Genomic DNA, 21,734 nt, shown 5'->3' on the forward strand with positions numbered 1-21,734 from the left:
TCTCGTTGGATTGGCAAAGTTCAGGCCTCGGCCGGAACGCGGGATATGCGTGGCGAGAACGCACTGACATCGAGGATGCGGTCGGCGACAGCAGCCCGAACCTCATCGTCATGGAAGATGCCGAGCAAGGCCACGCCGGCCTTCTTCTTGGCGGCGATCAACTCCACGACGACAGCGCGGTTGCGCGCGTCGAGCGATGCCGTCGGCTCATCGAGCAACAGGATCGCGTGATCGGTGATGAAGCCGCGGGCAATGTTGACGCGCTGTTGCTCGCCACCGGAAAATGTCGCCGGCGGCAGCTGCCATAGTTCCTCGGGCAGGTTGAGCCGCGATAGCAGTTCTGCGGCCCGTTCCCGGGCCACGATGTGGCTTTCGCCACGCGCCGTCAGCGGTTCCGCGACGACATCGATGGCGGCGACGCGTGGTACGGTGCGCAAGAACTGGCTGACATAACCCATCGTGTGGCGGCGCACGTCGATGACGGTGCGGGGATCCGCGGTCGCAAGGTCGACGATGCGGCCCTTGTGGACGACGAGGATCTGGCCACCATCGACGGCGTAGTTGCCGTAGGTCATTTTCAGCAGCGAGCTTTTGCCGATGCCCGATGGACCGCCGAGCACGACGCACTCCCCGGCGGCGACCGAGAACGAGACGTCGGCGACAACAGGCAGGCGAATGCCGTCGCGCAGATGCATGACGAAGCTTTTGAAAACTTCGGAGACGACGAGAGGGGTTGCCATGACGTTCTTTCCCTAGACTTGCAGGATCGAGGATACGAGCAGTTGCGTGTAGGGCTCCTGCGGATCGTCCAGCACGCGGTCGGTCAGGCCGTGCTCGATGACATTGCCGTCCTTCATCACCATCATCCGGTGCGAGAGCAGCCGCGCGACGGCGAGATCGTGGGTGACTACGATTGCAGAGAGGCCGAGATCCTGGACGAGGCCGCGCACGAGATCGAGCAGGCGGGCCTGCACGGAGACGTCCAGACCACCGGTCGGCTCGTCCATGAAGACCAGGCGGGGCGAGGTCACCAAGTTACGGGCAATCTGCAGGCGCTGGCGCATGCCGCCGGAAAAAGCGCGCGGCTGGTCGTCGATGCGGTCGGCATTGATCTCGACGCGTCCGAGCCAGTCAATGGCGGTCGCGCGGATATTGCCGTAGTGGCGATCACCGACGGCCATCAGTCGCTCGCCGACATTAGCCCCGGCGGAAACCGTCATGCGAAGTCCATCGGCCGGGTTCTGGTGCACAAAACCCCAGTCGGTGCGCATCAGGAAGCGCCGCTCGGCCTCGTTCATGTGGAAGAGCTCGCGATATTGCCCGTCGCGCATGTGGTACTCGATGCTGCCGGTGGTCGGCATCAGCCGGGTCGACAGGCAGTTCAGCAACGTCGTCTTGCCGGAACCGGATTCCCCGACGATCGCCAGCACTTCGCCCGGCCAGAGGTCGAACGAGACATTGCGGCAGCCGATGCGGCTCCCGTAGAATTTCGAGATATCCTTGACCCTGAGGAGTGGCGTCTCAGTCATTCCGCAGCCTCCTTGGCGGGTGCCAGCATCTCGCCGACATGCCCATGGGCCCGGCGATCCTCGCAATGGTCGGTGTCGGAGCAGACGAACATCCGCCCGCCCTTGTCGTCGAGGATGACCTCGTCAAGGTAAACGTCTTCCGCGCCGCAGAGTGCGCAGGGCTTGTCGAAGCTCTGGATCTCGAAGGGATGATCCTCGAAGTCGAGGCTGACCACGTCGGTATAGGGCGGCACGGCATAGATCCGCTTCTCGCGACCGGCGCCGAATAGCTGCAAGGCTTCCGACTGGTGCATTTTCGGGTTGTCGAACTTCGGCGTCGGCGAAGGGTCCATAACATAGCGGCCCTGGACCTTGACCGGATAGGCATAGGTCGTGGCAATCCGGCCGTTGCGGGCGATGTCCTCGTAGAGCTTGACGTGCATCAGGCCGTATTCTTCCAGCGCATGCATCTTGCGCGTCTCGGTCTCGCGCGGCTCCAGGAAGCGCAATGGCTCCGGCTGCGGCACCTGGTAGACCAGCACCTGATTGGGCCCGAGTTTCTCTTCGGGAATGCGGTGGCGGGTCTGGATGATCGTCGCCTCGCTGGTGCGGGTAGTGACAGCAACATTGGCGACCTTCTGGAAGAAGGCCCGGATCGACACGGCATTGGTCGTGTCGTCTGCGCCCTGGTCGATGACCTTGAGAACGTCGTCAGGGCCGATGATCGACGCCGTCACCTGCACGCCGCCGGTGCCCCAGCCATAGGGCATCGGCATTTCGCGCGAGGCGAACGGCACCTGGTAGCCGGGGATCGCAATCGCCTTGAGGATGGCGCGGCGGATCATCCGTTTGGTTTGTTCGTCAAGATAGGCGAAGTTGTATGTTGCAAGCGCGCTCATTCGGCAGCCTCCTGAAGGGGTTCCTGGCCGGCCTTGCGCGCCTTTTCGAAATCGCTGCGCATGCGGCGGACAAGATCGAGCTCAGCCTGGAAGTCGACATAGTGCGGCAGCTTCAGATGCTCGACGAAGCCGGTGGCCTGGACATTGTCGGAATGCGAGATGACGAATTCCTCGTCCTGCGCCGGTGCGGTCACGTCCTCGCCGAGTTCCTCGGCCCTCAGCGCTCGGTCGACCAGCGACATGGCCATCGCCTTGCGCTCGCTCTGGCCGAACACCAGGCCGTACCCGCGCGTAAACTGCGGCGGTGCCTTGGCCGAGCCCTTGAACTGGTTGACCATCTGGCATTCCGTGACCTGGATGGTGCCGAGCGAGACCGCGAAGCCGAGTTCCGGCACGTCGAGTTCGACCTCGACCTCGCCGATGCGGATCTCGCCGGTGAAGGGATGGTTACGGCCATAGCCCCGCTGCGTGGAATAGCCGAGCGCCAGCAGAAAGCCCTCGTCGCCGCGTGCCAGGGCCTGCAGCCGAAGGTCGCGCGTCATCGGGAATTCCATCGGCTCGCGCGTCAGGTCGCCGGTCTCGTTGTCCTCCGGCATGTCGCCATCTGCCTCGATCAGCCCTTCTTCCGCGAGGATTTCCGATACGCGCATGACGCGGTCATCTTCGGCCTGGCGCTGCGCGCCTTGCTCGACTGCTTCGTCTCCCAGCAGCGAGGGATCGAGCAGGCGATGGGTGTAGTCGAAGGTAGGCCCGAGCAACTGGCCGCCCGGCAGATCCTTGTAGGTCGCCGAAATGCGCCGCTCTATCTTCATCGCGGCGGTATCGATCGGCTGTGAATAGCCAAAACGTGGCAGCGTCGTGCGGTAGGCGCGCAGGATGAAGATCGCCTCGATCATGTCACCGCGTGACTGGCGGATGGCCAGCGCCGCCAGGGTCCGGTCGTAGAGCGAGGCTTCGGCCATGACGCGATCGACGGCGAGCGAAAGCTGCGCGACGATCTGGTCTATGCCGATGGCCGGCAGCGAGCGGTCACCGCGACGGCGGTCGGCGAGCAGCCGGTGGGCATTGGCGATGGCGGCTTCGCCACCCTTGACGGCAACATACATCGGTCAGATCTCCGTTGCAGTGATTTTGGTCGTACGCGGCAGGCAGACGAAATGCTTGCCCGCTGTCAGGACGATATCGGCGCCGCGCGGGAAAATGGCGCGGTTGTCATTCCAGAGGCGCAGGAAGCTCTCGGGAAGACCGATAGGTGCAATCGTCGCGATGTCCCTGATGCCTGGCCCGGAAAGAGCGAGCGGTCGGCCGCCCTCCAGAGCCTTGACTTCCAGCACGATGGTTGCCGAGCGATCCGGATATTCCTGGCTGCCCGACGCGAACTGGCTGAATGACGACAGCATCGTGCCGTCCTCAAGGAAGACGAAGCGCGCTTCCAGCTTGTCGCCGAGCGCAGCGCCCGTGTTGAAGGCCAGCCAGGCGGGGAGCGCAGACTTGGCAAGGGATGCCGACAGCCAGACGGGCGTCTCGTGATCGCAAAGCGTCAGCGCAATTGCGCCCGCAGCAATACCAAGCGGAGCGGGTGGGGCAATCTCCGGGCCGATCGTCTGGATCGTGCCGGGGCGCGCCATGCCGTCCATGATCGCCTTGAAGACGCTCTGGCTTTCGAAAACCGGGTTGGCAAAGCCGCCGCTAAAAGTATCGGGATTGACGCTCATTGATCTTCTCCGCGCACCATGGTGAAGAAATCGACGCGCGTTGCCGCAGTTTCCGCCGCCTTTTGGTGGTCGGCCGCTGCAATTCGCTCCGCAACAGGCGTCAGGATCGCCTGCTCGACGAAATCCCTCGTATCGGGCTCCTGCCACAAGGCGTCGAAGATCGCTGCCAGCCGCGCCCGCTCCATGTCGGTGCCGAGCGCCTGTGCATGACCGACGGTCCCGGAGGGGAGCCTGAACGTCGCCCGCGTGACGGTTACTTCGCCAAGGTTGAACATGGCGCCGCCGCCGCCGATGCGACCGCGGACCATCACAAGCCCGGTTTCGGGCCCGCGCACCGCCGTTGCCACCGGCTTTTGGGCCAGTGTTTCCCAGACGGCTTGCAGCTCTTCGCCTTCCGCCTTGGCCAGCAGGTCCGTGACGCGCTTGCGGGTGCGGAGTTCCCGGGCGGCCGCCTCGTGTCTTTGCGCCGAATTCATCTCTCGTCTCCAAATGTCTATTGATATAGACAACCATACAAGCTATTTGTAGCTTTAAGGGCGCGGGATGACAAGCGTGTGACGGGATGGGGAAGAATGGCAGTTCAGAAACAGGTGCAGCGGCAGACCGGAGTGGCCCTCTGGCGGCAGATTGCCGATCGCATCAGAGCGTCGATCAATCACGGAGATTTCGATGATTCCGGCATGGTGCCGGCGGAAACGGCGCTGGCCTTGCAGTTTGGTGTCAACCGCCACACGGTGAGAAGCGCGCTTGCGGCGCTGGCGCAGGAGGGTGTTGTGCGCGCCGTGCAGGGACGCGGTACGATGGTTGAGCGCAAGGAAAAGCTGAACTTCCCGATATCCCGCCGCACCCGGTTCTCGCAAGGGGTTGGCAATCAGGCAAAGGAAGCGCGCGGCGTGCTGATCGACGTAGCCTGCGAGACCGCCGGCGCCGACATCGCGGGCTGGCTAAAAATCAAGCCGGGGACCCCCGTTGTTCGGCTGGAAACGCTGGGCACCGTGGACAAGCGGCCCGTATCGCGCTCCACAAGCTGGTTTCCTGCGGATCGTTTCGCCAATATCGGTGAAGTCTATCGCCGGACGGGCTCGGTTACGCGATCATTTGCGGAGATGGGTCTGGAGGACTACGTCCGTGCCATCACCGAAATCACCGCCATGCATGCAGAAACAGCCGATGTCGCCGATCTCGAATTGTCGCCGGGCGCCATCGTCATGATGACGCGAGCCCTCAATACAGAACTCGGCGGCGCGCCGGTCCAGTATTCCATCACCCGCTTCGCAGCAGATCGTGTCCAGTTCACCATAGAAAACTGAGGTTCTGCAGCGTCGACTCGGGTTTTCAGGCATCCCCCGATGGGGACGCCTGGTTTTTAACTGACTTTAGTGAGCGGCAGACATATCGCCGAGAACTTCTTTCGACGCGACCGTCGAGTCGGCCTTCAGCTTGTAGACCATAGGGACCCCGGTCGCGAGGTTGAGCGCCAGGATCTGCTCCTTGCTGAGGCGATCGAGCACCATCACCAGCGAACGCAGCGAATTGCCGTGGGCAGCAACCAGCACCTTCTGGCCAGCCAGCACGCGCGGCAGGATTTCGGTGAGATAATAGGGCCAGACGCGGGCGCCGGTGTCTCGCAGGCTTTCGCCACCGGGTGGCGGGACGTCATAGGAACGGCGCCAGATATGCACCTGCTCTTCGCCCCACTTGGCGCGCGCATCGTCCTTGTTGAGGCCGGAGAGATCGCCGTAGTCGCGCTCGTTCAGTGCCTGGTCGCGGATCGTTTCCAGGCTGGGCTGGCCGACCTTGTCGAGGATGAGCTTCAGCGTGTGCTGGGCGCGGGTGAGGGCCGAGGTGAAGGCGACGTCGAAGGTGATGCCGTAATCGGCCAGCGCCTGTCCCCCAGCCGTGGCTTCCTCGATGCCGAGCGCCGTCAGATCGGGGTCTTTCCAGCCGGTGAAAAGGTTCTTCAGGTTCCAGTCGCTCTGGCCATGGCGAACGAGGACGAGGGTACCGCTCATAGTTTATTCCTCCGTAACAGTATCAGCGTGAAGACAGCCCGAGCACGTCGAGCATGGAATAGAGATCAGGTTTCCGGTCGCGCGCCCACAGCGCCGCCTTGACGGCGCCGCGCGCAAAGATGGAGCGATCCCCCGCGGAATGCGACAGGGTGACCATTTCGCCTTCCCCGGCGAGGATGACGGAGTGGTCGCCGATGACCGAGCCGCCGCGCAGCGTCGCAAAGCCGATGCTGCCACTCGCCCGCGCTCCGGTGTGCCCGTCGCGAACCCGCACGGAATTGTCGGCAAGATCAATCCCTCGCCCGTTGGCGGCCGCCTTGCCGAGCAGTAGCGCCGTGCCGGAGGGAGCGTCGACCTTGTGCTTGTGATGCATCTCGAGCACTTCGATGTCCCACTCGTCGGCCGGCAAGGCATGCGCCGCCTGTTCGACGAGAACACTGAGAAGATTGACGCCGAGGCTCATATTGCCGGACTTGACGATCCGGGCGTGACGCGCAGCAGCTGAAATCTTTGCCTCGTCGTCCAGAGAACAACCGGTGGTGCCGATAACATGGACGATGCGCGCCTGCGCGGCGAGACCAGCGTAGACGATCGTCGTTTCCGGCCGTGTGAAGTCAATGACGCCGTCGGCGTGCAGGAAGGCGGTTAGCGGATCGTCGGTCAGCAACACGCCGACCGGACCGAGCCCGGCGATCTCGCCGGCGTCCTTGCCGAGAAATTGAGACCCCTCGCGCCCGACGGCAGCGTGCAGCGTTGCGCCTTCGGTGGCATGGATGATGCGGATCAGCGCCTGGCCCATTCGGCCTGACGCCCCCACCACAACCAGTTTCATGGCCTGTTCGCTCATAGGATCGATTTGCTCTGCGTCTTGCGGGCCCGTGTCCGCACCGGTGCTTTCACCGGCGCCTGAAGGTTGTTGAGGCGAGCGTAAAGGCCCTCCGGCGATTTTGCCAGTGTCTCGTGATTGCCTTCCTCGACGACGCGGCCCTGCTGCATGACCACGATTTTCGCGGCCCGCACGACAGTCGAAAGCCGGTGGGCGATCACCACCACGGTGCGCCCGCTCATCGCTTCATCCAGCGCCCTTTGGACAGCCGCCTCGGACTCGGTATCGAGTGCGGAGGTAGCCTCGTCGAGCAGGAGGATAGGAGCATTGCGCACAAGCGCGCGGGCAATCGAAACGCGCTGGCGCTGGCCGCCGGACAATGTCACGCCGTTTTCACCGACCGGCGTATCGTAGCCCTGAGGCTGCGCCATGATGAAATCGTGCGCGTAGGCAAGCCGTGCCGCCTGTTCGACCTCGGCATCGGTCGATTCCGGCCGGCCGTAACGGATGTTGTCGCGGATTGTACCCTCGAAAAGGTAGGGCTGTTGGGAGACGTAGGCGAGGTGCTGGCGCAGCGACTGCTTGGTGATGTGGCTGATATCCTGCCCATCGATGAAGATTTGCCCGGCAGCAGGGTCGTAGAAGCGCGGAATGAGATTGATGACCGTCGATTTGCCAGCCCCGGAAGGACCGACCAGCGCCGTCGTCTTGCCACCCTCGGCCACGAAATTGACCTTGTCGAGTACAGGCTCGCCATTCGCATAACCGAACGTCACATCGCGAAACTCGATCCGCGCCTCGGTGATCGTCAGTTCCTTGGCGTCGGGCAGGTCCCGCTGGCGGGTCTCCATGTCGAGCAGTTCGTAGATCATGCTCGCATTGACTACGGCACGCTCCATCTGCACCTGCAGCTTGGCCAACCGGCGCGCCGGATCGTAGGCCATGAGCAAGGATACAACGAAGGAGAAAAATGCGCCTGGAGGGACGTTATAGTAGATCGCTCGATAGGCCGCATAGGCGAAGATGCTGCCGACTGCCACACCGGCAAAGGTCTCCGTCAGTGGTCCGTTGCGCTCCGAAAGCCGGGCAATGCGGTTCTGACGATGTTCGGCCGTGGTGATGAGCTTCTGGATCTTGCGTTCCAGTTGCTCCTCCATGGTGAATGCCTTGACGATGGCAATCCCCTGGATCGTCTCCTGCATGGCGCCGAGCACGTGGCTGTTGAGATTGACAGCCTCTCGCGTTGCCGACCGCAACCGCTTGGACACGTAACGAAGAGCGTAGAGAAGCGGCGGTGCCATGACAAACACGGCAAGGCTGAGGATCGGGTCCTGGTAGACCATGTTGGCGAGCAGGGCGACGAATGTCAGCAGGTCGCGCGCCGTCGACGTGATCGTCAGGTTCATGACATCACGGATGCCCGAAACGTTCTGGCTGACCTGCGCCGCAACCTTGGCCGACCTCGCCTCGCTGAAATAGCCGACCGAAAGCGTCATCAGATGGGCATAGATCCGGCGCTGGTATCGGGCGATGATGTTATTGCCGATCTTGCTCAGAATGACCGACTGGAAATAACCGGCGAAGCCGCGCACCAGGAATGCTGCGAAGATGCCTACGCAGACAAGCCCGACAATACCGGCATTGCGATCGACAAATGCCTGGTCGATGATGACCTTCATGATGAAGGCGATAAAGCCCGTGGATAAAGCGACCAGGATCAGGCAGATGATCGCGATCGTGTAGCCCTTGATATGATCCCGGCCGTTTTCTGCGATTACCCGCTTGAGAACGCCGGTCACGGTCTCGCTGTTAACAACAACTTTTTTGGTCTCGGGCGATTTCAAAAATCGACTTCCTGTCTGAACCAAGCGAGCGGCGGATGCCCGCGCTTTCGGCGGTTCTATAAAGCGTTCGGCTGGGTTTGGCTAGCGCACTCAGCGGCGCCAGCGGCGTCCTTCCGTCGAGAGACCGAACTTCTGGGGCATGCGGGCATAGGAGGAAAGGCCCTCGAGGGCAGCCAGCGGATGGGTTACGACATAGGTGGGTATGGAGCGAAGCATGGCGCTATGCGGCGCCTTGTCCTCGAAGGCAGCACGGAATTCCGGCTTCTTCAGCGCCGGAATAATCTTCTGGGAAATGCCGCCCGACAGATAGACGCCACCGCGTGCCATGAACAGCAGCGCGATGTCGCCGGCCAGCCTGCCGAGGTAGGTGACGAACAACGTCAGCGTCTCCACAGCCAGCCGATCGCTGGCGGCAAGGCCGTGGTTGGTGATATCGGCCGGTTCCTTCAGCGTCGGCTCGACGCCCTCGACATGGCAGAGTGCCCTGTAGAGGTTCTGCAGGCCACGACCGCAGATGATCTGCTCGGCCGAAATGCGGCCTTCGATAGCCTCGAGATGCGGCCAGATCTGCAGGTCGCGCTTGCTGCGGGGCCCGATATCGATATGGCCGCCTTCGCCAGGCGCTGGGATCCAGGAGTTCTTGGCGTGGATAAGGCCCGCGACACCGAGGCCGGTGCCCGGTCCAAGCACGGCGCGTGACGCAATCAACCCATCGCGGGCGGCGCCGATAGGCTCGCGGCCGTCGTCTGCGAGGTTGGAAATGGCCAGCGCCTGGGCTTCGAAGTCGTTGATGATCAGTACGTCTTCCATGCCGAGATCGGTGATCATCGTCCGAGGGCGAACGATCCAGTCGGAATTCGTGAGCGGAATTTCGTCGCCATTGATCGGGCCGGCAACGGCAAGGATCGCCGAGCGTGGAACGACGGTGCTCTTCGATAAAACGCCCTCACGGATGGCATCGTCGATCGTTGCGTAATCGGCGGCATGCATGATCGGAAACGGCTTCGCCTCGCTGTAAGCATCCACCTGAATGGAGAAACGAGCATTGGTGCCGCCGATATCGCCCATCAGAACGGGAAAGGGCAGGGGAATATCACTATGGTTGAGCTTAGGCATGGGCCCTATCCGTGGTCAGCCGCCGACAGGCGGATTGGTCAAAGGGTGGCTATCAGTCGTTCGGCGGTGGCTTCGTTGAGTGCCATCGGAATGTCGTAGACGATGGCAAGGCGCATCAGCGCTTTCACATCGACATCATGCGGCATCGGCGTCAACGGGTCGACGAAGAAAATCAGCGCGTCCACCTCAGCGGTTGCGATCATGGCGCCGATCTGCTGGTCGCCGCCGAGCGGACCGCTTTTCAGGCGGATGACATTGAGGTCAGGACAGGCCGCCAGCACGCGCGCTCCGGTCGTGCCGGTGGCAAAGATCTGCCATTTTGCCAGCATCGATTCGAACCGCCGGGCGAAGTCTGCCATGGCCGTTTTTTTCTCGTCATGCGCAATCAGCGCGATGCGTTTAACTTCTGCCATGACATGCCTCCCGCCACGCCTTAAATCGATTTGCAGCTTTCCTATACCATGCCAGTGCTCATTGAAAGTCTTGGCGAAAGACGTTGCCCGCAGATTTTCCCGGTAGTCATTGTGCAGCCGGTAAGGCGTCCTGCTCGGCCCCAGTGGGCGCTGAACTGCTGGGGGTGGTCATGCGTGCGGAGGACACCGGCGGTGCTGCCAACGTCGCTTTGCAGGCGGCCGGCAGGTCTGCCACCATGATTTCACGCGGCTTCACCGGCACTGCATTGGGTTTCGGGACAGGCTTTGCCCACGGTGCCGGCGTGAACCACCAGGCAAGGCTCTTGTCGCAACCGTCCCCCGCCTTCACCGGGGCCTGCGCCGTGCAGCCGATTTCCCCGGCGGGGCAGCGCAATCGTATATGAAAATGCGCATCGTGGCCGTATTCCGGCCGCAGCTTGCCGAGTGCGGTTCGGTCGCCGGCCCAGGTCTCGCACATTTTCTTCTTGATCGCCGGATTGACGAAGATTCGCTCGACCTCGGGGTAGCTTGCGGCGCGCATCAATAGTCGTGCACGGGCCTGCGTCCAAAGGCCGGGATCGACCGTCAGGAACTTGTCCTTGGCCAGCATGCTGGTGAACGGCATGGTTTCGCGCTCGGCTGCTGTCAATGTCCGCTTAGGCATCGGCATCAGCCAGATATCGGCGTCCAGGCCGATCTGGTGCGAGGCGTGGCCGCTGAACATCGGTCCGCCGCGAGGCTGCGAGATATCGCCCACCAGAAGCCCGGGCCATCCGTCGAGCCTTGCTGCGTCCTGGGACAGACGTTCGATCACGGAGATTGTCTCGGGCCTCCCCCAGCGTCGGTTGCGCGAAGGCCGCATTACCTGCCAGGTCGGACCATCCGTCGGCAGGGCGACTGCCCCGGCCAGGCAGCCCTTCGCATAAAACCCAATCGACTGCGGCGGGCCCAGTGTCGGCAGCGCGACGGCGCCGAAGAGAGCCTTGGCACTGCCGGGCGTCGGAACTGCTGGCTCTGCGGCAGCGCCGCCGAGTGTAGCGGCAATGGCGATCGTTGCGACCATGACGGCGCTGCAGAAGGTACGAAGTGTCCGGGCCGGGCGAAAAGTCATGCAGTTCCTTGGGTTGGGTCGGCCGATGCCGATGTGATTTGCGATTGAGCCTAGCGCGAAAAGCCCGCTTGGTGAATCGATCTTTGCGCAGAGGCATTCCCATATCGAAAGGTTCGTACAGCAACCACCAACGGGACTTGCGGATGGTACGACCACGACGAAATCTCTCAGCACCTATATTTCGCCTGTATTTCGCCTATCCTGCGGTCATCGCGAATCTTGGGGTATGTGAATGGCATTGTCGTTGTCGAAGACGGGTTCGGTTTTTCTATTGATTTCCCTGCTGGCCTTGCCGGTTGTCTCCCGCGCCGAAGACGCCCAGTTCCGGATCGGCACCGCCATTCTCGGCGACCTGAAATACGCCCCGGGCTTCAAGCATTTCGACTACGTCAATCCCGATGCGCCCAAAGGCGGCGATCTGAAGCTGTCGGCAGACGGCACCTTCGACACCTTTAACCCCGTGCTGAAAAAGGGCGAGACGGCCGAAGGCCTCTCGCTGGTCTTCGATACGCTTCTAAAGTCCTCCGATGATGAGACCGGCTCCGCCTATGGCCTGCTGGCCGAAGGCGTAGCCTACCCCGATGATATTTCCAGCGCCACGTTCAGGCTTCGCAGCGAAGCGAAATGGGCGGATGGGACGCCCGTGACTCCGGAGGACGTCGTCTACAGCTTCGACAAGACGAAGGAGCTGGATCCAGTGACCAAGAGCTACTATGCCCATGTCACCAAGGCGGAAAAGACCGGCGACCGCGACGTCACATTTTCGTTCGACGAGAAGGGCAATCGCCAGTTGCCGTGGATACTAGGTCAGTTTTTGATCGTGCCGAAACTTTGGTGGGAGGCCAATGGGTCGGACGGCAAGCCCCGTGACATTTCACGCACGACGCTTGAGCCAGTGATGGGCTCCGGGCCTTACAAGATCGCTGCTTTCTCACCGGGTTCAACGATCCGCTACGAGCTGCGCGACGATTATTGGGGTAAGAATCTCCCGGTCAACGTCGGCGAAAACAATTTCGGAGCGATTGCCTACACTTATTACGGCGATAGCCAGGTCAAGTTCGAGGCATTTCGGGCAGGAAATACCGATTTCCGCCAGGAACAGTCGGCCAGCAAATGGGCCACCGCCTATGACTTTCAGGCGATAAAGGATGGACGCATATTGCGAGAACAGGTTGCAAACCCGCTGCGCAGCCGAGGCATCATGCAGGCATTCGTTCCAAATCTACGGCGTGACCAATTCAAAGATGAGAAGGTCCGCGAGGCGTTAAACTACGCCTTCGATTTTGAGGATCTGAACCGCAATCTCGCCTATAACGCTTTCCAGCGTATCGACAGTTATTTTTGGGGCACCGAACTTGCTTCATCCGCCCTGCCGCAGGGGCGAGAACTGGAAATCTTGAACGAAGTAAAAGACAAGGTTCCGCCGGAGGTCTTCACCACGCCCTATACCAATCCTGTTGGCGGCGACCCGCAGAAAATGCGTGATAATTTTCGCAAGGCTATCGCACTCCTCAAGGAAGCGGGGTGGGAGCTCAGGGGCAATAACATGGTCAATGTCGCCACCGGCAAGCCTTTGAGTTTTGAAATTTTGCTCCAGAACCAGTCTTACGAGCGTACTGTTCTGCCATTCGCCAATAATCTTAAAAAAATCGGCATTGAAGCGCGACTCCGGACTGTCGATACTGCGCAATATACAAGCCGTATTCGTAGCTTCGATTATGATATGATTTACGGGATCTGGTCTCAGAGCGTAAATCCTGGCAACGAACAAAACAGCTTTTGGGGTTCTAAAGCAGCCAATTTGCAGGGAACGCAAAACTACGCAGGCATTACCGATCCTGGAGTGGATGCGCTGATTGCAAAGGTTGTCCAAGCTCAGAACCGCGAGGAAAAAAACGCAACGGCCCGAGCCCTTGATCGCGTATTGTTGGCGCATCATTATGTCATTCCGTTGTTTTATTCCTCGACCGTTCAAATCGCCTATTCCAATAGACTCGCGCGTCCGGCCAGCTATCCGGAATATTCCCTAGGCTTTCCGGACGTCTGGTGGTCGAAGTCGGCCGCAAAATGAGCGGCTCTTGCATTGGCGGAGCGGCTGGGGTCCAAATGGCCCTGACCGAATCAGCAGGATTTATGCTTGGCGATGACGGGTTTCGACCGGCAGAGCGCCGGTCGCGAAGGGACGATGCCTTGATAGAGATAGCAGCGCAGGACAGTCAGAAAAACGCCGGCAGAACCGGGGTTGTGGGCTGATGGGCGCCTATATTCTGCGCCGGCTTCTGCTGATGATCCCGACCGTCATCGGCATCATGGCGATCTCCTTTACCGTCGTGCAATTTGCCCCCGGCGGACCCGTCGAGCAGGTCGTGGCTCAACTCACCGGACAAAGCGACAGCGCCTCCGACCGCCTCTCGGGCGGTGGCGACCAAATGGCGCAGCAATCCTTCGATGACGGCAATTCCCGCTATCGCGGAGCGCAGGGGCTTGATCCGGAACTGATCGCCAAATTGGAGAAACAGTTCGGTTTCGACAAGCCACCGCTTACCCGCTTCCTCGACATGATGTGGAACTACATCCGCTTCGATTTCGGCGAAAGTTTCTTCCGCAACACATCGGTGATCGACCTCATCATCGACAAGATGCCGGTGTCGATTTCTCTGGGCCTCTGGATCATGTTGTTTTCCTACACGATCTCTATCCCGCTCGGCATCCGCAAGGCGGTGAAAGACGGCTCCAGTTTCGACGTCTGGACCTCTGGCATCATCATCGTCGGTTATGCAGTCCCGAGCTTCCTGTTCGGCATCCTTTTGATCGTCGTTTTTGCCGGCGGCTCGTTCTTTGACTGGTTTCCGCTGCGCGGCCTCGTCTCCGACAATTTCGCCGATCTCCCCTGGTGGCAGAAGCCGCTCGACTATTTCTGGCACCTGCTGCTGCCGCTGGTTTCGCTGTCGCTGGCAGCCTTCGCCACGACGACGCTGCTCACCAAGAATTCCTTCATCGAGGAAATCAAGAAGCAATATGTGACGACGGCGCGTGCAAAGGGTCTCACAGAACACCGCGTGCTCTACGGCCACGTGTTCCGCAACGCCATGCTGATCGTCATTGCTGGCTTCCCGGGCGCCTTCATCTCCGCCTTTTTCACCGGCTCGCTGCTGATCGAGAATATCTTTTCGCTCGATGGTCTCGGCCGTCTCGGCTACCTCTCGGTGGTCAATCGCGATTATCCGATCGTCTTTGCGACGCTCTATATCTTTTCGCTGATGGGCCTGTTTGTCGGACTTATTTCCGATCTTCTCTACACCTGGATCGATCCTCGCATCGATTTCGATCGAAGGGATGTCTGAGATGGATACACCGATCTCCACTGCCGCAGCCATTCCCGTCAAGCCGCCGCGCAAGGGCCTGTTGTCGCCGCCGAACCTGCGCCGCTGGGAAAATTTCAAGGCAAACCGGCGCGGCTACTGGTCGTTCTGGCTGTTCCTGCTGTTGTTCGTTCTCAGCATGGGCGCTGAATTCCTTGCGAACGATCGCCCGATCGTCGCTTCCTACAAAGGCGAGATCTTGTTTCCGATCTTCGTCAACTATCCGGAGGACAAGTTCGGCGGATTCCTGGCCCAGACCGACTATCGCTCCTCCTTCATCACAGACGAAATCGAGGCACACGGCTGGATGCTCTGGCCGCCCATTCGCTATTCCTATCAGACGGTCAATTCCAACATACCGCGCTCGGCGCCGACGCCGCCTTTCTGGCTGATGAGCAAAGATGAGCGCTGCGCCGCCTATCCGCAGAAGGCTGCCGATCCCGATTGCCGGCTTGGCAACATGAACTGGCTCGGCACCGACGACCAGGCCCGCGACGTCATGGCGCGGATGATCTACGGCTTCCGTGTTTCCATGCTGTTCGGCCTCGCATTGACCATCTGCTCGGCAATTGTTGGGGTCACGGCCGGCGCCGTCCAGGGCTATTTCGGCGGCTGGACCGATCTGCTGCTGCAGCGTTTCATCGAGATCTGGTCGTCGATGCCGGTGCTCTACATCCTGCTGATCATTGCCGCCATCCTGCCGCCCGGCTTCTTCGTGCTGCTTGGCATCATGCTGCTGTTTTCCTGGGTCGGCTTCGTCGGCATCGTCAGGGCTGAATTCCTGCGCGCCCGCAATTTCGAATATGTCCGAGCCGCCCGCGCGCTCGGCGTCAACAACCGCACGATCATGGTCCGCCACCTGTTACCGAACGCGATGGTGGCGACGCTGACCTTCCTGCCCTTCATTCTCTCCGGCTCGATCACGACGCTCACGTCACTCGACTTCCTCGGCTTCGGCATGCCGCCCGGTTCGCCATCGCTCGGCGAAATGATCGCGCAGGGCAAATCCAACCTCCAGGCCCCGTGGCTCGGCCTGACGGCTTTCTTCACGATGTCGATCATGCTGTCGTTGCTGATCTTCGTCGGCGAAGCCGTGCGCGATGCCTTCGATCCGAGGAAGACGTTCAGGTGAAGGCTTGGGCTCGTCATCACGCTCCGATCGGGTTAGGATCTTGTGTCCACTGCATGGAAAGGTTGAACCATGAACAAGCTCGTGCGTGACCATTATCCTGTATCGAAACTGCCGGAAGATCTGCGAGAGGGCTTCAATCCGGTAGGGACTGTCCGCGTGGTCATAGAGGTTGAAGATCGCGTTCCCGCTCTGCACATCGAAACAAAGCCGATGACCGGTAAAGACGTTGTCGAAGCCATCAGAAGTTATAAAGCGCTCGGTAGGCCATCCGTGACGACCGAAGAGGCCGTCGCGCGTATCCGCGCATTGCGCGACGAGTGGGATGATTGATGGCGTTCGGGACGATCTATCTGGATACCAATATTTTCGTCATAGCTTTCGAAGCTGAAGATGAAATCAGTGAAAAGCTGTCAGAGATTTTTGGCAATATCGATAGCCAGCCGGGTGCGCGCTTTGCTACCAGCGAGCTCACATTGTCCGAACTTCTTGTTCGGCCTATGAGAGACAACGACCCTCAAGCAGTCTTGCGCTATGAAGCACTCATCAGACCAAGTCCTTGGATGGAGGTAATCCCCGTTCGAAGGACCGTTCTTACCTCCGCTGCTTCTCTTCGCGCCCATAACACTTATCTGAAGTTGCCGGACGCGATCCATGTTGCGACGGCCATGGAAGCAAACTGTTCGCATATCCTCACCAATGATCATGGTATCAAGGGTCAGTACGCACTTCCTGGCAGCGAAAACGTACTGGGCCAAGCTCCACCGCTGCTCGACATTCTCCGCCCGGACGAACCCACCTTGACATCCCTCCTGCAAAGCCTGGCCTCATGACCGAACCGCTCCTGTCCGTCCGCAATCTCTCCGTCGCTTTCCATCAGGGCGGACGAACCACGACGGCTGTCGATGGCATATCCTTTGATATCCGGAAGGGCGAGGTGGTGGCGCTGGTCGGGGAATCGGGCTCCGGCAAGTCGGTCTCGGCCAATTCGATATTGCGATTGCTGCCTTACCCTTCGGCCAGCCATCCTTCCGGAGAAATCCTGTTCAAGGGCATGGATCTTCTGAAAGCATCGGACAACCAGCTGCGCTCTGTGCGTGGCAACGATATCACCATGATCTTCCAGGAGCCGATGACGTCGCTCAATCCGCTGCATTCGATCGAGAAGCAGATCGGCGAGGTTCTGGCACTTCACCAGGGCCTGACGGGGCAGGCCGCCCGCGTCCGCATTCTCGAATTGCTCGATCAGGTCGGCATTCGCGATGCCGAAAAGCGGCTGAAAGCCTACCCTCATGAGTTATCCGGTGGTCAGCGCCAGCGCGTGATGATCGCCATGGCGCTCGCCAATCGGCCGGAACTGCTGATCGCCGACGAGCCGACGACGGCGCTCGACGTCACCGTCCAGGCCCAGATCCTAAAGCTGCTGCGCGATCTCAAGGGGCAGCACGGCATGTCGATGCTGTTCATCACCCATGACCTGGGCATTGTCCGAAAGTTTGCCGACCGGGTCTGCGTCATGACCAACGGGCAGATCGTCGAAACCGGGAGTGTCGAAGATGTCTTCAGCCGCCCGCAGCATGACTATACGCGCCATCTTCTGGCAGCCGAGCCGCGCGGCGAGCCGCCTTTGGCGGATGCCAGCAAGCCGGTGGTCATGCAGGGGTCGGATATCCGGGTCTGGTTTCCGATCAAGTCAGGGCTGATGCGCAAGGTCGTCGATCACGTCAAGGCGGTGGATGGCATCGACCTGACATTGCGCGCCGGCCAGACGCTTGGCGTCGTCGGCGAGTCCGGTTCCGGCAAGACGACGCTCGGCCTCGCACTGGCGCGGCTGATTTCCTCGAAGGGTCGTATCAGCTTCGTCGGTCGTGATATCGAGGCCTATTCCTTCACGGAGATGCGACCGCTGCGCAACCAGTTGCAGGTCGTCTTCCAGGATCCCTATGGCTCGCTCAGTCCGCGCATGTCGGTCGGCGACATCATCGCCGAGGGATTGAAGGTGCATGAGCGCGGCCTCAGCTCAGATGAACGGGATCAGCGCGTCTGCTGGGCGTTGGAGGAGGTCGGTCTCGACCCGCTAACCCGCTGGCGTTTCCCGCACGAGTTTTCCGGCGGCCAGCGGCAACGCATCGCCATCGCCCGGGCCATGGTGCTGAAGCCCCGCTTCGTCATGCTGGACGAACCGACATCGGCACTCGATATGAGCGTCCAGGCCCAGGTGGTCGATCTCCTGCGCGATCTCCAGCGCAAGCACGACTTGGCTTACCTGTTCATCAGCCACGATCTGAAGGTGGTCAAGGCGCTGGCCAACGATCTCATCGTCATGCGCTTCGGCAAGGTGGTGGAGCAGGGCGCATCGGCAGATGTATTCCGCAATCCGCAGCACGAATATACACGTGCGCTGCTCGCCGCTGCATTCGATATCGAGGCTGTGCCGACGCCAGCTTTGCAGCACTAGGGCCGGCCGATCCTTGCACGGGTGGAACCTTCGGCAGGAACGTCCGTTCTGAGTTGTTAACGGCAGCGCAGGGCGGCAGCGCTTCGTCAACCAAAGGAGGAGAGAATGGCAACCATCGATCCAAAGAACCGCTGGCAGGAGCCGGAAAGCTCAAGCGTACCCGAAGGCGGGCTTCCCGCCACAAAGGCGCGGCAGGGTCGCGTCGGGCGCCGAGTTCTGACAGTTCTCGTGGCAGCTCTCGTCCTCTCTTTCATCGTCTGGATCCCCGTCGAGATCTGGGGCAGCCACAAGGCCGAACAGGCATCTCCTACAACGACAACGGAGACCCAGTCACCCACCGCCCCGGCTAAACCGGCACCATAGCCGCGCTACGAACAGGAGCTTGGCACGGTCGGTTGGTCAAAACTTCAGCAACCCTGCACGCGAAAAAAGCGGCAGGGCACGAATTTGCATCAATCTTTGTTCTGCGACTGGACTCTTCCGCAGCATTTTTTGATAAGAATAGCCGCGACCCCCACCTGCTTTGCTTTAGGCCTGCAGCGGGGACGTGCAAAGCAGCATGCAGTGATACGGGACGAGCAGCATGACCAAGACGGATATCGCCAACCGCGTCTACAATCACGCCTGGAAACTCGATCCGATCATCCGCAGCCTGATCGATACGGACTTCTACAAGTTGCTGATGCTGCAGATGATCTGGAAGCTTTATCCGGATGTCGACGCCACGTTTTCGCTCATCAACCGTACCCGCACAGTGCGCCTCGCCGACGAGATCGATGAGAACGATCTGCGTGAGCAGCTCGATCATGCGCGCACCCTGCGCCTCTCCAAGAAAGAGATGATCTGGCTCGCCGGTAACTCGTTCTACGGTCGCGCGCAGATCTTCGAGCCCGAATTTCTGACCTGGCTATCGCACTTTCAGCTTCCTGAGTACGAGCTGACGAAAAAGGACGGCCAATATGTCCTGAATTTCCACGGTTCGTGGAAAGAGACGACGATGTGGGAAATCCCCGCACTCGCTATCATCAACGAACTGCGCTCGCGTGCAGCCATGAAGGCGCTCGGGCCCTTCACGCTCGATGTTCTCTACGCGCGCGCCAAGGCCAAGATGTGGGGCAAGGTCGAGCGCCTGCGCGAGTTGCCAAACCTGCGGATTTCCGACTTCGGGACGCGGCGGCGTCACAGCTTCCTGTGGCAGCGTTGGTGTGTCGAGGCGTTGAAGGAAGGTGTGGGGCAGGCCTTCACCGGCACCAGCAACGTGCTTCTGGCTATGGACTCGGACCTGGAAGCCGTTGGCACGAACGCCCACGAATTGCCGATGGTGGCGGCAGCACTTGCGCAAACCGACCAGGAGCTGGCGAATGCGCCCTACAAGGTGCTGCGCGACTGGAACCGGCTCTACGGCGGAAATCTTCTTATTGTCCTTCCCGATGCCTTCGGCACGGCCGCGTTCCTTCGCGATGCCCCTGAATGGGTGGCGGACTGGACCGGCTTCCGTCCGGATAGCGCCCCTCCCATCGAAGGCGGCGAGAAGATCATTGCCTGGTGGGAAAAGATGGGCCGCGATCCGCGCCAGAAGCTGCTGATCTTTTCAGACGGCATGGATGTCGATGCGATCATCGACACCTATCGCCATTTCGATGGACGGGCACGCATGGGCTTTGGCTGGGGCACCAACCTCACAAACGACTTCGCCGGCTGCGCCCCGACAGAGATCCGCGGCCTTGCGCCCATTTCTGTCGTCTGCAAGGTGATCGAGGCCAATGGCCGCCCCGCCGTCAAACTCTCCGACAATCCGCAAAAGGCGACCGGCGAACCGGCCGAAGTCGAGAGATACCTGAAATTCTTCGGAACTGAGGAGAGGGTCGAGCAGCCGGTCCTCGTCTGAAGCTACATGGCTGTAAAGCCGTTGTCGACGAAGAGATGGGCGCCGTTGACAAAGTTGGAGTCGTCGCTCGCAAGGTACAGCGCTGCCCGAGCGACATCCTCGGGCTCGCCGATGCGGCCTTGCTGGGCAGCGATTGCCGCATCCGAGACATCGACGCCGAGGGCCTGCAATTCGGCAACTTCCTTCAAGCCATGGGGCGTGCGGATGAAACCGGGGCAAACAGCATTACAGCGGATATTTCGGTCGCGAAACTCCACGGCGATCGCTCGTGCAAACATGTGTACAGCCCCCTTCGTCGTATCGTAAAGCACCTCCATAGGCGTCGCTGCCACGGCAGAAATCGAGGAGGTGCAGACGATGGAGCCGCCGCCGGCTGCGAGCATCTGCGGCATCACGGCTTTCGTCATCAGAAACATCGAGCGGACGTTGACGGCGTGCAGCCATTCCCAGTCCTCGAGCGTCGTTTCCAGAAACGGTTTGATGACGATGGTGCCGGCATGGTTGAAAAGGACCGTCGTCGGCCCGAAGGCTTTTTCCACGGACGCGACGGCAGCGTTAACCTCTGCCTCCTGCGAGACGTCAGCGGTCCAGTGATCCGCGATGCCTCCCTGTCGCCGGATATCCGCGACCGTTTCCGCTGCGGCATCGCCATTGCGGTCGATGATCGCCACCTTGGCGCCCTCTGCAGCAAAAAGCCGGGAGGACGCTCCGCCCATGCCGGTCGCGCCTCCTGAAATGATCGCAACCTTGTCCTTGAGCCTGCCCGCCATTCTTGCTCTCCAGTATTCGACATCTCCGAGAGCACTACGATAGTGATCCCGCCTCGCTTGGCAACGCAATCGGACGCGGGAGAGCGTTTATTGTTCACATAAGGGGATGAAGCGAGTTAGCTCAACGAGAGCCAACCGCTAAGCGCATAGCGCATAGCTGCCCTGCGAATTTCTGCCTAGGTTTTGAGCAAAATATCGGTATAGTCGTTTTCATCGAAGCAATGCACCTCCTCCCGCAGAGCTTCGATGGTACGGAAAGCCTACTCCTCCTCCCAGGGTTTTCCGTAGGATCGGCAACACTCCTCCTCCCAGTTGTCGATCGGTTCTTTTCGAAAGCCTGCCGCACCTCCTCCCGCGGCAGGCTTTTTCGTTTTGGGACGATCAATTTTCGCTAGGCAACTGCCTTTTCAGGCAAAGAGATCGAAGACGTATCGAGCGGCTTTACGTCTGTCTTGGGGTCTCCGGGATGACCCAGAAATACGTAGCCAGCTGCGACGATGCAGGCCACGGCAAAAATCACTGCAACAAAGACCTTGAACCGGCCACGAACCATATTGCCACGAACCATGATGTACTCCTTGTAAGGTTATGCCCGTCAAACCGTTTGAGCGGCTAATCGGTTCCCGTTTATGCGGCATTGTTTTCGTTCGCTTCTTTCCATTGCGCCTGGGTGGATCAACATT

General features: G+C 60.5%; 23 protein-coding genes. 9 read left to right on the forward strand and 14 right to left on the reverse strand.

The genetic code is table 11. From position 1 onward, the window contains the following. Nucleotides 1–20 precede the first annotated feature (20 nt). Genes phnL through phnG form a run of 6 tightly spaced genes read right to left on the reverse strand, consistent with a single transcriptional unit; the run spans nucleotide 21 to nucleotide 4,598 of the window. The gene (phnL, locus tag J5274_RS04245) at nucleotides 21–740 is read right to left on the reverse strand and encodes a phosphonate C-P lyase system protein PhnL (RefSeq protein WP_142830076.1); all 720 of its coding nucleotides are present in this window, start codon (nucleotides 738–740) and stop codon (nucleotides 21–23) included. Between the two features lie 12 nt (nucleotides 741–752). Next, nucleotides 753–1,529, reverse strand: coding sequence for a phosphonate C-P lyase system protein PhnK (gene phnK / locus J5274_RS04250; protein WP_111215949.1), 777 nt, complete (start codon nucleotides 1,527–1,529; stop codon nucleotides 753–755). Continuing rightward, nucleotides 1,526–2,407 carry an alpha-D-ribose 1-methylphosphonate 5-phosphate C-P-lyase PhnJ gene (locus tag J5274_RS04255; RefSeq protein ID WP_142830078.1) on the reverse strand — a complete coding sequence of 294 codons (882 nt, stop codon included), beginning with the start codon at nucleotides 2,405–2,407 and terminating at the stop codon, nucleotides 1,526–1,528. Before J5274_RS04255 ends, phnK begins: the two co-directional genes overlap by 4 nt. Beyond that, on the reverse strand, nucleotides 2,404–3,513 hold the full coding sequence (locus J5274_RS04260; RefSeq protein ID WP_219274766.1) for a carbon-phosphorus lyase complex subunit PhnI: 1,110 nt from the start codon (nucleotides 3,511–3,513) through the stop codon (nucleotides 2,404–2,406). Before J5274_RS04260 ends, J5274_RS04255 begins: the two co-directional genes overlap by 4 nt. A 3-nt stretch (nucleotides 3,514–3,516) precedes the next feature. Beyond that, nucleotides 3,517–4,122, reverse strand: coding sequence for a phosphonate C-P lyase system protein PhnH (gene phnH / locus J5274_RS04265; RefSeq protein WP_219274767.1), 606 nt, complete (start codon nucleotides 4,120–4,122; stop codon nucleotides 3,517–3,519). Then, on the reverse strand, nucleotides 4,119–4,598 hold the full coding sequence (gene phnG / locus J5274_RS04270; RefSeq protein WP_142830084.1) for a phosphonate C-P lyase system protein PhnG: 480 nt from the start codon (nucleotides 4,596–4,598) through the stop codon (nucleotides 4,119–4,121). The genes phnH and phnG overlap by 4 nt, the downstream gene beginning before the upstream one ends. Before the next feature lie 96 nt (nucleotides 4,599–4,694). On the opposite strand from phnG, the gene phnF reads away from it, so the two are divergent. Then, entirely contained in the window at nucleotides 4,695–5,432 is a 738-nt protein-coding gene (gene phnF, locus J5274_RS04275; protein WP_142830086.1) for a phosphonate metabolism transcriptional regulator PhnF, read from the forward strand. A gap of 66 nt (nucleotides 5,433–5,498) precedes the next feature. Here the strand turns inward: phnF and J5274_RS04280 are convergent, their stop codons facing one another. The 6 genes from J5274_RS04280 to mepA all read right to left on the reverse strand — a co-directional run bounded on the left by J5274_RS04280 (nucleotide 5,499) and on the right by mepA (nucleotide 11,396). Further along, entirely contained in the window at nucleotides 5,499–6,134 is a 636-nt protein-coding gene (locus tag J5274_RS04280) for a 2,3-bisphosphoglycerate-dependent phosphoglycerate mutase (RefSeq protein WP_142830088.1), read from the reverse strand. 22 nt (nucleotides 6,135–6,156) lie between these two features. Beyond that, a complete protein-coding gene (gene dapB, locus J5274_RS04285) occupies nucleotides 6,157–6,981 on the reverse strand; it encodes a 4-hydroxy-tetrahydrodipicolinate reductase (protein WP_142830090.1) in 825 nt (274 codons plus the stop codon). Continuing rightward, nucleotides 6,978–8,804 carry an ABC transporter ATP-binding protein gene (locus tag J5274_RS04290; protein ID WP_142830092.1) on the reverse strand — a complete coding sequence of 609 codons (1,827 nt, stop codon included), beginning with the start codon at nucleotides 8,802–8,804 and terminating at the stop codon, nucleotides 6,978–6,980. The genes dapB and J5274_RS04290 overlap by 4 nt, the downstream gene beginning before the upstream one ends. A 90-nt stretch (nucleotides 8,805–8,894) precedes the next feature. Further along, entirely contained in the window at nucleotides 8,895–9,920 is a 1,026-nt protein-coding gene (locus J5274_RS04295) for a glucokinase (RefSeq protein ID WP_142830094.1), read from the reverse strand. Nucleotides 9,921–9,958: 38 nt separating this feature from the next. Further along, on the reverse strand, nucleotides 9,959–10,333 hold the full coding sequence (locus J5274_RS04300; RefSeq protein WP_142830096.1) for a methylglyoxal synthase: 375 nt from the start codon (nucleotides 10,331–10,333) through the stop codon (nucleotides 9,959–9,961). 106 nt (nucleotides 10,334–10,439) lie between these two features. Then, complete coding sequence (gene mepA / locus J5274_RS04305) at nucleotides 10,440–11,396, reverse strand: penicillin-insensitive murein endopeptidase (protein ID WP_224128632.1); 957 nt, start codon at nucleotides 11,394–11,396, stop codon at nucleotides 10,440–10,442. Nucleotides 11,397–11,676: 280 nt separating this feature from the next. Here mepA and J5274_RS04310 point away from each other — a divergent pair, with 280 nt between their 5' ends. From J5274_RS04310 to pncB, 8 genes are all read left to right on the forward strand, one after another. Then, nucleotides 11,677–13,515, forward strand: coding sequence for an extracellular solute-binding protein (locus J5274_RS04310; protein WP_142830100.1), 1,839 nt, complete (start codon nucleotides 11,677–11,679; stop codon nucleotides 13,513–13,515). 181 nt (nucleotides 13,516–13,696) lie between these two features. Then, a complete protein-coding gene (locus J5274_RS04315) occupies nucleotides 13,697–14,788 on the forward strand; it encodes a microcin C ABC transporter permease YejB (RefSeq protein WP_111215967.1) in 1,092 nt (363 codons plus the stop codon). A gap of 1 nt (nucleotide 14,789) precedes the next feature. Further along, nucleotides 14,790–15,938: an ABC transporter permease gene (locus J5274_RS04320; RefSeq protein ID WP_142830102.1), complete on the forward strand. Its 1,149-nt coding sequence runs from the start codon at nucleotides 14,790–14,792 to the stop codon at nucleotides 15,936–15,938. Nucleotides 15,939–16,007: 69 nt separating this feature from the next. Then, nucleotides 16,008–16,268 carry a hypothetical protein gene (locus tag J5274_RS04325; protein ID WP_143123049.1) on the forward strand — a complete coding sequence of 87 codons (261 nt, stop codon included), beginning with the start codon at nucleotides 16,008–16,010 and terminating at the stop codon, nucleotides 16,266–16,268. Beyond that, nucleotides 16,268–16,768, forward strand: coding sequence for a type II toxin-antitoxin system VapC family toxin (locus J5274_RS04330; RefSeq protein ID WP_224128621.1), 501 nt, complete (start codon nucleotides 16,268–16,270; stop codon nucleotides 16,766–16,768). Before J5274_RS04325 ends, J5274_RS04330 begins: the two co-directional genes overlap by 1 nt. Continuing rightward, the gene (locus tag J5274_RS04335; protein ID WP_142830108.1) at nucleotides 16,765–18,393 is read left to right on the forward strand and encodes an ABC transporter ATP-binding protein; all 1,629 of its coding nucleotides are present in this window, start codon (nucleotides 16,765–16,767) and stop codon (nucleotides 18,391–18,393) included. Before J5274_RS04330 ends, J5274_RS04335 begins: the two co-directional genes overlap by 4 nt. Before the next feature lie 105 nt (nucleotides 18,394–18,498). Then, nucleotides 18,499–18,756 (forward strand): hypothetical protein, encoded by a 258-nt coding sequence (locus J5274_RS04340; protein WP_142830110.1) that lies wholly within the window; start codon nucleotides 18,499–18,501, stop codon nucleotides 18,754–18,756. A gap of 220 nt (nucleotides 18,757–18,976) precedes the next feature. After that, complete coding sequence (pncB, locus tag J5274_RS04345; RefSeq protein ID WP_142830112.1) at nucleotides 18,977–20,281, forward strand: nicotinate phosphoribosyltransferase; 1,305 nt, start codon at nucleotides 18,977–18,979, stop codon at nucleotides 20,279–20,281. 2 nt (nucleotides 20,282–20,283) lie between these two features. Here the strand turns inward: pncB and J5274_RS04350 are convergent, their stop codons facing one another. Together J5274_RS04350 and J5274_RS04355 are read right to left on the reverse strand one after the other, a co-directional pair. Further along, the gene (locus J5274_RS04350; protein WP_142830114.1) at nucleotides 20,284–21,051 is read right to left on the reverse strand and encodes an SDR family NAD(P)-dependent oxidoreductase; all 768 of its coding nucleotides are present in this window, start codon (nucleotides 21,049–21,051) and stop codon (nucleotides 20,284–20,286) included. Nucleotides 21,052–21,442: 391 nt separating this feature from the next. Next, nucleotides 21,443–21,619: a hypothetical protein gene (locus tag J5274_RS04355; RefSeq protein WP_153816483.1), complete on the reverse strand. Its 177-nt coding sequence runs from the start codon at nucleotides 21,617–21,619 to the stop codon at nucleotides 21,443–21,445. Nucleotides 21,620–21,734 lie beyond the last annotated feature (115 nt).

Source organism: Rhizobium sp. L51/94, from assembly GCF_019355555.1.
Taxonomy (GTDB): Bacteria; Pseudomonadota; Alphaproteobacteria; order Rhizobiales; family Rhizobiaceae; genus Rhizobium; species Rhizobium rhododendri.